A 15,325-nucleotide genomic window follows, 5' to 3' on the forward strand; every position below is an offset into this window, starting at 1 on the left:
ACGAGTTTAATACCAACCATAAACCAACTGAATATTTAGCAACACATCATCTCCCAAGCTTTATTAACAAAAAGTGTTGGTTAATCGATCTGCTTCAAAAACAACAATTGGAAAAACTTAAGTGACACAAATCACATTAAAAATGCAATAAAATGAAATATAAATTTAGTTCATTTTTTATTTAAATTAATTAGATCTAACTCACAATGTTTATCTACTTTTGCAACTTTTCTCACTTTCAATTGAGATTTAAATCGCTATCATGCACCCAAATTGGACAGGCGGTAATCAAGCCGCTCCTGAATTGATACAAAACATAGAGAGTTACCCTTATGCGTAAATCACTTCTTACTCTTGGCCTATTAGCAGCAACTTCTGCTCCAGTTATGGCTGCGGATTACTCAGATGGCGACATCCACAAAAACGATTACAAGTGGATGCAATTCAACCTAATGGGTGCATTTGATGAGCTTCCTGGTAAATCTAGCCATGATTACCTAGAGATGGAATTTGGCGGCCGCTCAGGAATCTTCGACCTTTACGGTTACGTTGACGTTTTCAACCTAGCAAGTAACCCAGGTAGCGATAAAAACGGTAAAGAAAAAATCTTTATGAAGTTCGCGCCTCGTATGTCTCTAGACGCGCTTACTGGCAAAGACCTATCTTTCGGTCCAGTACAAGAGCTATACCTAGCAACTCTTATGGAATGGGGCGGTAACTCTGGTGTTAACTCTCAAAAAGTTGGCCTAGGTTCTGATGTTATGGTTCCTTGGTTAGGTAAAGTAGGTATGAACCTGTACGGTACTTACGACTCTAACAAGAAAGACTGGAACGGTTACCAATTCTCTATGAACTGGTTCAAACCTTTCTACTTCTTCGAGAACGGTTCATTCATCTCTTACCAAGGTTACATTGATTACCAATTTGCAATGGAAGACAAATACTCTTCTGCTAGCAACGGTGGTGCAATGTTCAACGGTATCTACTGGCACTCAGACCGCTTCGCTCTAGGTTACGGTCTTAAAGGTTACAAAGATATCTACGGTATTAAAGATACTGATGGCTTCAAGTCAACTGGCTTTGGTCACTACATCTCAGCAACTTACAAATTCTAATATTTGAAGTCTAAATTGCTCGAAAGGCGCCGATTGGCGCCTTTTTTATTGCTTTCCCAGTCCTGCTCATTATCCTTAGCCGCAGAGATTATTTAGCGGTGGTTTTAGGGAAATATGAATATCGTCATTGTTGGTCCGGGTGCAATTGGCAGCCTATGGGCGTACAAGCTGCATCAGGCTGGACACAAGGTTTCCTTGTGGGGCACTAAACAAAACCAGCAATGGATGTTGGCAGCGGATGATTCCCCTGAAATTCTATTTAGCTATAACCAACCACAGACTCTTATCGATGCGGATCTATTACTGGTCACAGTAAAAGCATGGCAGGTTGAAACCGCCATAACTCCACTCCTCCCCCATGTGAACAAAGATGCCATTTTGCTATTTATGCATAATGGTATGGGGGCTGTAGATAACATCGCAGAGCTGATATCCGAATATCCGGTCATCATCGCCACCACGACCCACGGCGCACTTAAAGTAGACGCTCACCATGTAAAACACACGGGAATTGGCCAAACTCAGCTTGGCGCTTTCAACCTAAAAGGCAGCCAGTGTACCTTTCTGGTTGACGTGTTGAATCACGCTTTACCGACAGTATCGTGGAACCCAAACATACAGTTTGCTCTGTGGAATAAATTAGCCATCAACTGCGCAATCAATCCCCTGACAGCCATTCACCAATGCCTGAATGGTGCACTAGCAGAAGAGAAGTTTCGTCCAACACTGGACGCTGCAATTGACGAGTTAGTGTCTGTGATGCAAGCAGAAAAGATTCCCGTCGACAGGAAACAGCTGGTATCCACCATCGACAATGTCATTCGCGCCACTGCAGCTAATAAATCATCAATGCATCAAGATATTTTCTATCGTCGTCAAACCGAGATAGACTTCATTACAGGCTACCTTGTACGTAAGGCTCAACAACATGGCATAGAAGTGCCAGCCAATAGTGAGTTGTACAAGCAAATCCAATTATTAGAAAAATACGGAAAACATCATGACTAAACGCATACTTGTTCCTATCGCTCCGGGTACGGAGGAAATGGAAGCGGTAACCATCATTGATATTCTGGTACGTGCTGGCTATCAGGTCGTGGTTGCGAGTGCCGATTTTGAAGGCAAACTCACCATGAAGGCGTCTCGTGGCGTGACCTTAACAGCCGATTGCAAGTTGGTTGATATCGCAGATGAAGAGTTCGACGCTGTTGTTCTACCGGGCGGCGTGCAAGGCTCAGAGAACTTCCGTGACAGCACCGTTTTGGTTGAAATCATCAAGCAACAAAAATACGACGGACGCTTAGTTGCTGCTATCTGTGCTGCGCCGGCAGTCGTTCTAATTCATCATGATCTTTTCCCCGGTGCGTTAATGACAGGCCACCCGAATTTTAAAGACCATATTCCTGAAGATTTATGGCGCAACCGTCGCGTCACTTACGATGTGAACAACAACCTTCTCACCAGCCAAGGACCTGGCTCTGCTTTAGAGTTTTCTATTGAAATTATTGCCCTACTCTCTGGTAAAGCGTTAGCTCGTGAAATTGCACTGCCAATGGTTCCAGTGCCACAGCTGAACTATGAAAAATACGGTGAGGCATAAATGCTGGATATCAACGCTATTCGTGCGCAATTTCCGGCCCTGTCTCAGAAGATCAATAATGAACCTTTGGTGTATCTCGATAGCGCAGCAACCACTCAGAAACCTCAAGTCGTCATTGATGCGATTACTCATTACTACAGCGCGCAGAATGCCAATGTGCATCGTGGTAGTCACAGCTTAACCGCACACGCTACCAGCCAGTTTGAAGCGGCAAGAGATAATGTCGCTCAATTTATTGGGGCGAAAAGCAGTAAGAGTATTATCTGGACTCGCGGCGCCACCGAAGCGCTGAATCTCATCGCTCAAACCTATGCCAGAAACACGCTCAAAATTGGTGACGAAATACTGATTAGTGAGATGGAACATCACGCGAACATCGTGCCTTGGCAAATCGTCGCCCAGCAAACGGGTGCAACGATTGTAAAAGTACCAATGACGCAAGATGGCGAATTCGATTTAGCGGCGTTTCATCAGTTGCTGACCACTAACACCAAAATCGTCGCCTTAGCTCATATCACTAACGTGACTGGCTGCCGTCAACCGATTGAGGAAGTGATTCAAGCGGCTCACGATAAAGGGGCGGTTGTCGTTGTCGATGGCGCGCAAGGCATAGTTCATGAAAAAGTGGATGTCTCTGCATTAGACGCGGATTTCTACGTATTCTCTGGCCACAAACTCTATGCTCCTGCGGGTATTGGGGTTCTTTACGGAAAGCTAGATCTGCTAGAAGCGATGCCACCTTGGCACGGCGGCGGAAAAATGGTCGAGAAAGTATCATTCTCTGGCACCACTTTCTCAGGCTTACCTGGCAAATTTGAAGCAGGAACTCCAAACGTAGCCGGAGCGATTGCTTTAAGCTGTGCAATTGACTGGTATGAGAGCTTTGATAGAAATGCCATCGAAGATCATATCCATCAGCTCCAACACAAAACTTATCAGGCGTTAAGTGCGATTGATGACTTTCGTGTATTGGGCTACCAAAGTAACGCCAGCGTCTTAAGTATTGTTATGGATGGTGTTCATCATCAGGACTTAGCGACTTTGCTTGATCAACAAGGAATCGCTGTTCGCGCAGGACATCATTGCGCCCATCCTTTGATGGAAGCATTTGGTGTAAAAGGAACTGTGAGAATTTCGTTTGGTATCTACAATACAGATGAGGATGTCGAACGCTTAATTGCAGCTATCGAAAAAGCTGTCGACATGCTGTAAGTCCGCCGCTTTTAGCTGTTTCTTTGCCTTATTCCTCCATTCAATTGGAACTATGTTCAGCTATTGCCAGACAGGACGTCTGGCAAAGTGTTGACGGACACAGGATGTGGCCTTCAACACGGTAGCTCGAAACAGAGTGAAAATTGGATGAAAGAGAGGAATATCGGCAAACGGGCTTTTTGGTGACTTTTTTGCCTGTAGAAAAAGTCACATAGCCACGACAGTGGCTATCAATAAATGAAACCTAAACAGCGATCTCTTTTACTTTATCGATGATAGCCTTCAACCCATTCCCTCTGGAAGGGCTCAAATGCGTGATGAGTCCGAGCTGTTCGAAATATCCATCGACATCAAAATCTTGGATCTGTTGAGACGTTTTGCCTTCAAAAGCGGCCATCACTAGGGCAATCAGTCCACGAACGATACGAGCATCGGAATCGGCGCAGAAATGCCAGATACCCTCTTCTTGCTGGCTAACCAACCAGACTAAGCTTTCACAACCAGAAACCGTTACTTGTTCACTTTTCAGTTCTTCTGGCATCACGGGTAGCTTTTTGCCCCACTGAATCACTTGACGGTAGCGGTCTTCCCAGCCTTTAAACTGTTGCATGGTCTGCACTATATCTTCGCTGGTGATTTCTGTGCCGAAAGGTGAAGTTGGAAAAGCAGTCATGAACAATACTCCAGTGATTACTTACTGTGTTTCTGAATGATTTTTTCTACGATACGCGCAACGGCAACAAAACCGAATGTTGCGGTAACGACGGTAGCAGCACCAAAACCAGACGCACAATCCATACGTTTAGGACCTTCTGCGGTCGATTTGGTCGCACAGACTGAACCATCCGCTTGTGGGTACTTGAGATGTTCTGTTGAGAAAACACAGTCGATACCAAACTTACGCGCCGGATTGGTCGGGAAATTATGGTGCTGACGCAGACGATCTTTGACCTTCTTCGCCAGAGGATCTTGAATGGTTTTAGTCAGATCGGCCACTTTGATTTGCGTAGGGTCAGTTTGACCACCCGCGCCGCCAATCGTAATCACTTTGATCTTATTGCTGCGACAATAAGCAAGCAAAGAGGCTTTTGCCTTCACACTGTCAATCGCATCCAGCACATAGTCATAATCTTTGCTCAGATACTCATGCTGGTTGTCAGGCGTGATGAAATCATCAATCAAATTAACTTTGCATTCAGGGTTAATTAGCTTAACGCGTTCTGCCATCACTTCAATTTTGCTCTGACCAACAGTGCCAGACATAGCATGAATTTGACGGTTAATGTTGGTCACACAAACATCATCCATATCAATCAGCGTCAGTTCACCAATACCTGTTCTTGCCAACGCTTCAACAGCCCATGAACCCACACCGCCAATACCAATAACACATACGTGCGCCGCACGCAGGATATCGACTTCGCTATTGCCATACAGTCGACGAGTACCGCCGAATCGTTGGTTATAGCTATCTGAGGCTGGAGTATCGAGTTCACGCATGACAACAATCCAAATTAAAGAGGGTTCAAAAAGAAAGAGTGCGATTTATACGCACTCTTAATATAAATGTCCAGACCATCACATCCAAACTCCGCCAAACTTGTTGGCGTTGCAGGCAGACGATAACTAGCAGGCTGAAAAGTTACTCCAATTTTTCAGGTGGTAATGCCCAAGGTGCCTGTAGTGGCGAGTTCTCAAGACCTAACTTCCAAACACGTCCAAAGTGTTTGTAGTGCCCCGCTTCAGTACCCGCTCTTGGTCCCATACCATGATAAAGGTCGAGATGGTTCTGTTTTACCGCGCCACCTGTGTCTAACACAATCAGCAAACGTAATTGGTGAGCGCCAGACCAAGTGCCATCCGCATTCAACAAAGGCACTTCCGCCAAAATAGGTGTTCCCATCGGAAACAGAGTGCGATCGCCCGCTACCGAAGCCATTGGTAATAAAGGAATACCTGCCGTCCCCGTTACAGGTGCAGCCGCTCTTGGTTGGAAAAAGACATAAGAAGGGTTCTGTTCCAGAAGCTCTTTCACTGTTGCTTCATCATTCGAGTGCGCCCACTCATTGATGGCTTTGAGCGACATCTTTTCACGTTCAACCAATCCTCGCTCAATCAGCACTTTGCCAATGCTGATGTAAGCCTTGTTATTTTTACCTGCATAAGCGAAGTATTCTAAAGTGTCATCGTCACCAAAGTGCACAAAGCCACTGCCCTGCACTTCCATAATAAAAGGATCAATTCGGTTTGCCGCATATCCTAGCTCAAGCCCTTGTCCATCAAGTGCGCCATCATAGATTTGCGCTCGTGTCGGACACTCAATTTCACACTTAGGCATGCTGTGAACGGGATACTTAAAGGTTTCATCAGGAGTATGACGCAGCTCTATCACCGGAGAAAAATACCCTGTGAACAAGACATTGCCTTTACTATCACCGCCGCCTAACTGAGCAGACTGGATACCAAACTGAGAGAGCTGAGTGGTATCGCCACTTTCTATTACCCACTCGTTGAGCTTTTCATAGAGAGGGCCAAAGGTTTTAGCCATAGAAGGAGAGTTAACAACCACTTGCTCACTTTGCTTGGCAAATTCAGTAAAGTCGCGCGGTTTATTGGATTCCACCACATCCACTTTATTCAGTGTTCTGGCAAAAGGTTCATCTAAGTATTGTTGCGCTCTGTCGGTCGGTTGAGCACAACCAAACAGAAGCGCTAAGCTGGCAAGAGAAAGAAGGCGTTTGTTCACTGAAGGCATCCCATATTGAATTCGACCGAAAGGATGACAAACTAACTACCGAAGCGCAATTGCGAAATTGTTAAATTAGTTTTTTCCTGACATTCGGAAAATGGGTTTGTAATGAGCGCTGGTTATCTGCTTCATTTCCGTGTTCTCAGGGTTCGTCATTTGAAACTTGTATTCCTGCCCCGCAACCTCGAAGGTTAAATAGTGTCCGTCGAAATCATACCGCGTGGTATAAACACGCCCTTCCATCGTAATTCCATCAGGACCAATTTCCAGCCTACGAGTTGAGTAATAAGCCACATCTTGCTCCACCCAGACTCCGTAAATCTCTTGTTTCGGCGCAAGAGTGCTTTTTATTCGGTCAATCACATTTCCGTAAAGAATCGCCGCTACAATACTTCCCAAAACCAAGAGTAAGATTAGGAAGAGTTCCAACCGTTTTCTGTTTTTCACACCACTGCCATTCGCGGCAGTGTCTTGTTGTGAATTATTAAACATTTGGTCTCGATTTAATTTAGCTGCTTTAGGCATCGTATCTCTTACTTAGAACTTATTTAAATCAACACTGCCAATACAGCGTTACAAAAAATAGTCGCGTTAACCTACTAAAAACCACTTGCTCACAGGTGAATAAAAAGTCATTATTCAGACATATTTAAACAACCATAAACATAAAGAGTGCCATCAGTGAAAATTCGTAGTACCGCTCTTGTTAAAGGCTTTAGACAATCAGCTCCGTATGTTAATGCTCACCGTGGAAAAACCATGGTTGTTATGGTGGGCGGTGAAGCGATTGCCGATAAAAATTTCGCGAATATTATTAGTGATCTGGCTCTGCTACATAGTCTCGGTGTCAAAGTAGTGCTTGTTCACGGCGCACGCCCACAGATAAATCAGATTTTAGAGACAAACAACCGCACCACTCCTTATCACAAAGGCATTCGAATCACTGATGAAGAAGCGCTGGGCTTGGTTATGCAAGCAGCAGGTCAGCTTCAACACGCGATAACCGCACGCCTTTCAATGAGCCTAAACAATACGCCAATGGCCGGAACACAACTCAATGTGGTCAGCGGAAATTTTGTTATCTCTCAACCACTAGGTATAGATGATGGTGTCGATTATTGCCACAGCGGGAAAATTCGTCGAATTGATATCGATGGCATTAACCGTATGCTCGACCAAGGTTCGATTGTCCTACTAGGGCCAATTGCGAGTTCAGTCACTGGCGAATGTTTTAACTTGCTCTCAGAAGAAGTTGCGACACAAGTTGCGATAAGATTAAAAGCTGAAAAGCTGATCGGCTTCTGTTCTGAACAAGGCATCATGGACAGCGAAGGTAATTCAATTGCAGAACTATACCCTGCTGAAGTGAATAACCTGATTGAGAAAATGGAAGCTGAAGATAATTCCAATGGTGAGGAGAGGTCGGGAACCCTGCGTTTCTTAAAAGCAGCCGTAGCCGCTTGCCGAGCTGGCGTTCCTCGTAGCCATTTGGTCAGTTACAAGGAAGATGGAGCGTTAATCCAAGAACTGTTTTCTTTTGATGGTATCGGTACACAAATTGTAAAAGCGAGTACCGAGCAACTTCGCCAGGCACAGATCGATGATATCGGCGGTATTTTTGATCTGATTCGCCCACTGGAAGAACAAGGCATATTGGTGCGTCGTTCACGTGAGCAATTAGAGCAAGAGGTTCACAAATTCACCATTATTGAAAAAGATGGTCTGATCATTGGCTGTGCGGCACTTTATCCTTATCCAGAAGAGGATATGGCTGAGATGGCGTGTGTGGCTATTCACACCGAATACCGCGATGGTGACCGTGGTGCATTACTGCTTCGCCATATGAAACAACAAGCTAAATTGATGAATATAAATAAGTTATTTGTATTAACCACCCACAGCTTGCACTGGTTCAGAGAGCAGGGGTTCATCGAATACGGTGTCGATGCTCTGCCAATGTCAAAACGTCAGCTTTACAACTATCAACGTCGCTCAAAAATACTCATTCTTAAGCTTTAGTCACATAAACATAATCAATCAATAGCAGATGCAATATTTATATCTGCTATTGATTGAATAATTAGTATATTAATTTGTATTTTAGATGTTCATTAATTAATCACTTTTCATACAACACAGAGCTGTGTAAAATCTCGCCACTCGTGACATAGATCACCTTATTGCATTGAGTTGGAATTCTACCTAAGGGCTTAACTTAGGGAGAGCACGGATTGCTTCAACGATAAATAACTTATTGAAGAGCAAACTAATTTATATGAAAACCGTAATTTGTAATTCGCTACAAAGCTTCTGGGATATGGCAGATCATAACTTCCTAGAAGGTCTAGATGTACATTGCGTGTTTCCCGTCAGTGACTACCTAAAAAGCTTTATCTTAGGCTCACAAACGCGCTATAAGATCCGCAATATCACTTTTTCAAAAGCTGTTTGTTAACACCTTTTGTGGATTCGCTAGGCAGCCAAGGAAGGTTGCCAGAATCTCTGCCAACGTACTTATTAACTAAACATTAGTAACGACTCATTGTCTCAACCAGAACCGTGAAGTCACCCTTTTAAGCGTTCAACCAATCCACTCGCTCGTTCAGTCTTAAACTGAATACCTCGTTTCAGCACACCGATATCACAATACAAAGCTAGACGCTCTTTCGCTCGGGTAATACCTGTATAGATCAGTTCGCGCGTCACTATCGGACTGTACTCTGGCGGTAAAATCATCGCGGTGAATTCAAACTCACTACCCTGTGATTTATGAATCGTCATGGCAAACGCGGTTTCATGTTGAGGAACTCGGCTTGGCAATACAGCTTTTACGCTACCATCAGGAAGCTCGAAATAGACCTTCAATCTTTGCTCGGCATCCTCTTCATCTCGCATACATATGCCTATGTCACCGTTATACAAACCAAGGGCGTGATCGTTCAGTGTCACCATTACAGGGCGACCGTGATACCAAAGCTCCTGTTGAGTCTTGATCAAATTACGCGCCGCCAAAGCACGCTCAATACGATGATTCAGCCCCACCACACCAAAGTCGCCTTCTCGCACAGCACATAGCAAGCGGCTTTGACTGAACGCTTTTAACACCGATTTTGCCTTATTCGCCATAGATTCCGGCTCACTACTTTCAGCTTCTTGCTGTTCAATAGTACGTTTACCTGCGCGATGCAGATAGACGGAATAAGCATCCACCAAAGATTTGATCATCTGGTTATAGTTGTCGCTGCTTAACGGGTAGTGGTTAATATCCGAGAAATCTTGATTCCAGATTTCATCCACCTTCGCGGCTCTGCCGCTGTTTATCGCTTTCGCCAATTGTCCAATACCGGATCGGGCATCAAAACGGTAGCTTTTTTGCAGCATACACAAGCTATCTGCAACGCTGCTGTGCGAAGTCTTGGAGTGGGTAGATGAAACTGAATCGCCCAAGGTGTGGAAGCCGGTCAGTTCAGAGAGCAACTTGCCTTGCGCGGCGCTGTATCCGTTATCAATAAATGAGCAGATATCCCCCAACACAGCCCCCGCTTCAACGGAAGCAAGCTGGTCTTTATCACCAAGTAAAATCAAACGTGCATGGCTAGGCAGTGCATCGACCAGTTTTACCATCATGGAGAGATCCACCATGGAAGCCTCATCCACCACCAGCACATCTAAGTGCAGCAGGTTTTTGTTGTGATGACGAAATTCAGCGCTGCCCGGAATGGCACCAAGCAGGCGATGAATGGTGCTGGATGTGGTTGGAATAGCAGACTTTAACTCCGGCTCTACAGCTAAACTTTCTACCGCTTTGCCGATAGATTCGGTTAAGCGTGCTGCCGCCTTACCTGTTGGTGCGACCAACTTAATATTCGGTGTATGACCTTGCTGCTGCGATTGGCGAATTAAAGCCGCGAGCAATTTGGTGACCGTTGTAGTTTTACCGGTTCCCGGTCCTCCGGAAATGACCGCAAAGCGACGAGTCAAAGCTACTGCTGCTGCCACTTTCTGCCAGTTTAAACAGCAGCTAGCTGGAACGAGCGTATCCAGCGGTTGAAGATCTTCCATTCGCTGAACGCTGGTGAGCACGGCATCGATTGCAGTCCAGTCCAGTTGACCATCGTCGACCACATCAAGGAAATCACACACCATTCGCTGACGACTGACCTGAGAAGTCTCACTGCTTTTCAAGGCTTTAAAAAGAAATCGGTAGTCGCGTTCAAATAACACATCGAGCAGCTCTTTCAGCTTTTGTACATCAGTAGGCTTTAAGATCATCGGTGACCCAAAGCTCTGTAATCTGTGTGCCAGAGTGACTTCATAATGCCAGTAACGATGCAAATAGAGCCTCTGCCCATCAAACACCAGCGGAACAGCCTCCCCTTGCAAGCCAACCAACTTTGAATTTGGCAGAATTCGATTCCAATCCGCATTTACCCAAAGAGGATTCATCGCTAAAGCCGCTTCGCCATACAAACCCAGTTTGGCAGACAGATCAACGCTGCTGCCGTGACTGTCCCACAGAGCTAGGCAAATATTGCCTTTGCCCAGTTCCGCGCTGACAGCTGCCACCAATAAAAGAAAGGCACTTTTTTCCTCTGCACTCAACTCGTCGCCAGACAAAAGCGAAGCGACAAAACGAGCAAACTGGTAATCAAGCTGGCGAATACTGCCCTGCTTAGCCAAACGCGCTAACGCATCCAAAGCTTGTGTGCTCATAATCCTAGCTCCATTTGCCCAGCAGAGTTTGTGCGTTCATCCGGCTCTTTACCTTGTATTAATAAATCCAGTTCTTCTAACATTGTTTGGCTTGGTTTTGCATTGAAAATACCGTGCTGCGCTTTGCCATCCATACCGCGCAGGAACAGATAGTAAACACCACCGAAGTGTTTGTTGTAGTCATAGTCCGCTAAGCGACTTTGTAAAAAGCGGTGCAACGCTAATGCATACAACTGATATTGCAGATCGTATCTGTGTTCTGCCATTGCTGAAGCCAAGCGTTCACCGTGGTAAGCCTCGACTTCATTGCCTAAATGATTCGATTTCCAGTCCAGAACATAGTATTTGCCTTCATGCTCAAACACTAAGTCGATAAAGCCTTTCAGCATCCCCTGAACGGTGTAGAACCCCAGATCACCAGCTTTGGCAGAAAGAGGATCATGGCGTTGAACCACACGGTTTAAGGCCGGTGCGGTGAGCACTTCAATCGGCAACAAAAATTCCATCTCAACCAATCTCTGATGAGGCTGTTTTTGGTTAAGCAGTAACTTTTTACCATCTAGCGGAGTCGCCAACACATCGTTCACCAGCTTTTGGATCACAGGTAACCATTCCATCTCTAACTGTTCTAGTTCCAGCAGATGACTGATGATTTGCGTGTTGTGTTCGCTGGTTGCAGATTCAGTGAACTCAACCTCTTCAAACACGGTGTGCAAGAAAGTACCGGGGCGCGCGCCTCGCGGAAAAGTGAAAATGGTTCGTTCTATTTCCGTCTCTGTCAGGTCATCGTGTTCGTCCGCAGAATCCACATCGAAACCCGCAATCTCAATTGTTGCGTCATGTTCTTTTTGATGACTGCCCTGCTTCACCAAACCCGAGTAACTGGTAATACGCCAAAAACGGTCAATCTCACTTTGCAGCTCCTTGGCTTTAAGAGCTGGTAGTGTTTGTTCTGACGGCGTAAACACTGTGTCATGCGCTTCTGGAGGCGAAGTAACTAAGACAGAAGATAAGTGTTTTGCATGGGATTGAACGGACTGAGTCAGGAGATCAATCCCCCTTCCTGCCCGTTTTGCAACAGATAGCCGATAGCGCTGTGATGAACACCCGTTGGCTCTTTGGTTGAGCGCCCATTACGCAGAGGGGCAACACCGATAAAACAGCCATAAACCGAACGGGTTAATGCCACATAAATTAAACGCAAATCTTCCGCTAAACGTTCTTTGTCTGCCTGTTGCAGAGCCTGTTTATCACCGGTGATATCCAGCAGGGTTTCACCGCTGGCAGTGTCGTAAAACTTACCTTCGCTTGCTTCTCGATAACTGACCACAAACGGCAAAAACACCAACTCATATTCCAAACCCTTGGATTTGTGGATGGTAACGATCTGCACCAGATTTCTTTCTGACTCCAAACGTTGAATCGCTTCGTCATTGCCCCCCATGCCTTGCTCTGCATCGGTGATCGTTTGTGCCAACCAACGTAACAAGCCGTGGTCACTATCGATATCTTGAGTGGCTTGTTGCAACAGTTCGCTGATGTGCATGAAATCGGTAAGATTTCGCTCTCCATCTGGCTCTTCCAACCAACGCTCTGCAATATGACGCAGGCTTAAAACAGATCGAAGCATTGGCAGCACGCCACGCTCAAGCCAAAGCTGTCGGTACTGCTTAAACTCGTTAACGGCTTTTTCCCACTCGTTTTCATCGTTATTGAGTGCATCAAGCTGCTTCGAATTCAGCGCAAACAATGGCGATGCTAAAGCCGCGCGTAGCGCTCTGTCATTCTCGGGAGTAAGCACGGCTTGCAGTAAACGTTGAATATCTTGAGCAATAGAACTGGTAAACACGCTATCACGGTTAGACAGATACACACTGGCAATACCTTGTTTCGCCAGTGCTTCTTTAATCATTCGACCTTCATTACCCGTGCGAACCAATACGGCAATGTCACCCGCTTGAATCACTTTGTCTTTGCCACTACTAAAGTGTGCCTGACCTTGCTGCGCCGCCGTTAAAATAGTTTGAATCTGACTCGCTGTAGCCTGCGCCATAACATCCAAATAACTCCCTTTGGTAACTGGCGAACCTTCCGTTTCTTGCAACCAATAAGTCAATGCGGGTTGTTTCTCGCCGTTTAACAGCCACTCTTTTTTAGCGGCGTACGGGTTTGGTTTAACAGGTAAGAAAGGAATATCTGCATCATAAATAAACGGGCTGTCAGCCAGCTCAAATACTTGGTTAACCGCCTCTACCATATCGGCGCTTGAACGCCAGTTAGTTCCCAAGGTGTAATGGGCAGCGACCTGATTACGCGCTTTAATGTAGGTAAAAATGTCAGCGCCGCGGAAGGCATAAATCGCCTGTTTAGGGTCACCGATCATAAACAAGCCACACTCAGGATTATTCAGATAAATGCGGCTAAAAATGCTGTATTGCAGCGGATCGGTATCTTGGAATTCATCGATCATTGCCACCGGATAAAGATGGCGAATGCGCTCTGCTAGCAAGCCTTGCTCATCGCCGTCGATAGACGCAGACAGTTGACTCAACAGATCATCAAACGACAGCCACTGTTTACTCACTTTGGCTTTCGCCAACATAGCGCGGCAATGATGAATAGCGTGAGCAACTAAAGGCGCTTCAATCGTTATTGGCTCTGCTAAGAACTGTTCAATAACGTTAAAAATCTCAAGTTGAGGCGGATTACTTTTCTTAGATTTCTCTGACAGTTTGCTTTGAGCAAACTCAGATAACGCTTCAGGCACCAGCAAATCATGAGTGGCTGAACTCGCCCACTGAGTGAGACTTTCGATACGTCTCAATAATGCATTTTGAGAGTTCTTATGCAGATCGGAGCCAGTAATACTTGGCTCAATATCCTCAAGCGCAACAAGCCATTGCTTCTTGATAGCATCAATTTTCAGCAAATTGTTTTTATGCAGTTCCGCCAGATCGCCGTCCATCATAGGTGTGGTCAGTGACAATGGAATACCCGATAAATAGCCACCAATTTTTTCTAACAGTGCAGCGGGGGACGACCACAAGCGTCGAACTTCGGCCGCCAAATTTAATGGCAAAAGATAGAACTGACGACGCCAGTAGTCGGCGACGACTTGTGCTTTCAGATGACTTTCATCGGTGACAAATTCATTGTTAAAGCGGCTGCCTGATTCAAAAGCATTTTGCGTCAGCATTCGTTGACAGAAACCATGAATGGTATAAACCGCCGCTTCATCCATCTGACGTTCAGCATCCAGCAGAAGCTTGGCTGCGTAAGCGTGATCCGCAAAATCGTTGAGTAAAGGTTCAATCACGGGGTCATCGCTGTGACCACGAGAGAAGGCTAAGCGGGCATCATGAATACGCGCTCGAATACGGTCGCGTAGTTCAGCGGTCGCCGCTTCAGTAAAGGTCACCACTAAGATTTGTTCAACGGTTAAAGGTACTTGATGGCGACTTTCTTCACTTCCATGTCCCAACAACAGGCGCAAATAGAGCCCAGCAATGGTGAAGGTTTTACCTGTACCCGCCGAAGCTTCTATCAAACGCGCGCCATGCAGTGGAAACGTCATGGTCTCTAGTGGCGTTGCTACGATACTGGAAGGAAGATTCATTCGTTATTATGCCTTTCGTTAAACCAATAATTGTGTCGCAAAATTTATGTGATCTTGTTTAAGAATTTATATGTTGGTGAATGCAAGCGTCAGCGCTCAGATAGTTATGCGAGTAGCTTCACAGAACGCACCAACTTGGAACATTACACTGCACCCACTTAATGCAAACTTAGTTTATAAAATAACCACTTATAGGTTATACAAACTATCCGTTTTAAAACGCTGCCTGCATTAACACCGAATTATGGTCCCTCTGACCTGTGGCCGTACAGCGAACGCCCTACACCAATAATGATTTTCTGGCGGCCACTTATTCCTGT

11 protein-coding genes and 1 pseudogene are annotated in these 15,325 nt (G+C 45.5%); 6 read left to right on the top strand and 6 right to left on the bottom strand.

The genetic code is table 11. The annotated features are described in order from the left end of the window. The first annotated feature begins 332 nt into the window (after positions 1-332). From P4S58_RS11595 to csdA, 4 genes are all read left to right on the top strand, one after another. A complete protein-coding gene (locus tag P4S58_RS11595; RefSeq protein ID WP_102966120.1) occupies positions 333-1,115 on the top strand; it encodes a nucleoside-specific channel-forming Tsx family protein in 783 nt (260 codons plus the stop codon). Between the two features lie 114 nt (positions 1,116-1,229). Next, positions 1,230-2,123 (top strand): 2-dehydropantoate 2-reductase, encoded by an 894-nt coding sequence (panE, locus tag P4S58_RS11600; RefSeq protein ID WP_337164041.1) that lies wholly within the window; start codon positions 1,230-1,232, stop codon positions 2,121-2,123. Beyond that, entirely contained in the window at positions 2,116-2,715 is a 600-nt protein-coding gene (locus P4S58_RS11605; RefSeq protein ID WP_102940401.1) for a DJ-1 family glyoxalase III, read from the top strand. The genes panE and P4S58_RS11605 overlap by 8 nt, the downstream gene beginning before the upstream one ends. Further along, positions 2,716-3,927 (top strand): cysteine desulfurase CsdA, encoded by a 1,212-nt coding sequence (gene csdA / locus P4S58_RS11610; RefSeq protein WP_337164042.1) that lies wholly within the window; start codon positions 2,716-2,718, stop codon positions 3,925-3,927. 244 nt (positions 3,928-4,171) lie between these two features. Here the strand turns inward: csdA and csdE are convergent, their stop codons facing one another. The 4 genes from csdE to P4S58_RS11630 form a co-directional block, all read right to left on the bottom strand. Then, the gene (csdE, locus tag P4S58_RS11615) at positions 4,172-4,600 is read right to left on the bottom strand and encodes a cysteine desulfurase sulfur acceptor subunit CsdE (RefSeq protein WP_337164044.1); all 429 of its coding nucleotides are present in this window, start codon (positions 4,598-4,600) and stop codon (positions 4,172-4,174) included. 17 nt (positions 4,601-4,617) lie between these two features. Beyond that, entirely contained in the window at positions 4,618-5,427 is an 810-nt protein-coding gene (gene tcdA, locus P4S58_RS11620; protein ID WP_337164045.1) for a tRNA cyclic N6-threonylcarbamoyladenosine(37) synthase TcdA, read from the bottom strand. Between the two features lie 142 nt (positions 5,428-5,569). After that, positions 5,570-6,673 carry a murein transglycosylase A gene (gene mltA / locus P4S58_RS11625; protein WP_042480250.1) on the bottom strand — a complete coding sequence of 368 codons (1,104 nt, stop codon included), beginning with the start codon at positions 6,671-6,673 and terminating at the stop codon, positions 5,570-5,572. Positions 6,674-6,748: 75 nt separating this feature from the next. Then, positions 6,749-7,168 carry a DUF2850 domain-containing protein gene (locus P4S58_RS11630; protein WP_171137347.1) on the bottom strand — a complete coding sequence of 140 codons (420 nt, stop codon included), beginning with the start codon at positions 7,166-7,168 and terminating at the stop codon, positions 6,749-6,751. A gap of 189 nt (positions 7,169-7,357) precedes the next feature. Between P4S58_RS11630 and argA the strand changes: the two genes are divergently transcribed. Continuing rightward, positions 7,358-8,695 (top strand): amino-acid N-acetyltransferase, encoded by a 1,338-nt coding sequence (argA, locus tag P4S58_RS11635; protein WP_102954371.1) that lies wholly within the window; start codon positions 7,358-7,360, stop codon positions 8,693-8,695. 256 nt (positions 8,696-8,951) lie between these two features. Continuing rightward, positions 8,952-9,131, top strand: a complete 180-nt coding sequence (locus P4S58_RS11640; protein ID WP_081878637.1) for a hypothetical protein — start codon at positions 8,952-8,954, stop codon at positions 9,129-9,131. A gap of 110 nt (positions 9,132-9,241) precedes the next feature. On the opposite strand, the gene recD is transcribed toward P4S58_RS11640, so the two are convergent. Then, a complete protein-coding gene (recD, locus tag P4S58_RS11645) occupies positions 9,242-11,389 on the bottom strand; it encodes an exodeoxyribonuclease V subunit alpha (RefSeq protein ID WP_337164047.1) in 2,148 nt (715 codons plus the stop codon). Next, positions 11,386-15,005: pseudogene (recB, locus tag P4S58_RS11650) on the bottom strand (exodeoxyribonuclease V subunit beta). Before recB ends, recD begins: the two are co-directional and overlap by 4 nt. Between the last annotated feature and the right edge of the window lie 320 nt (positions 15,006-15,325).

It is taken from the genome of Vibrio sp. Hal054 (assembly GCF_037162405.1).
In the GTDB taxonomy this organism is placed as follows: domain Bacteria; phylum Pseudomonadota; class Gammaproteobacteria; order Enterobacterales; family Vibrionaceae; genus Vibrio; species Vibrio diazotrophicus.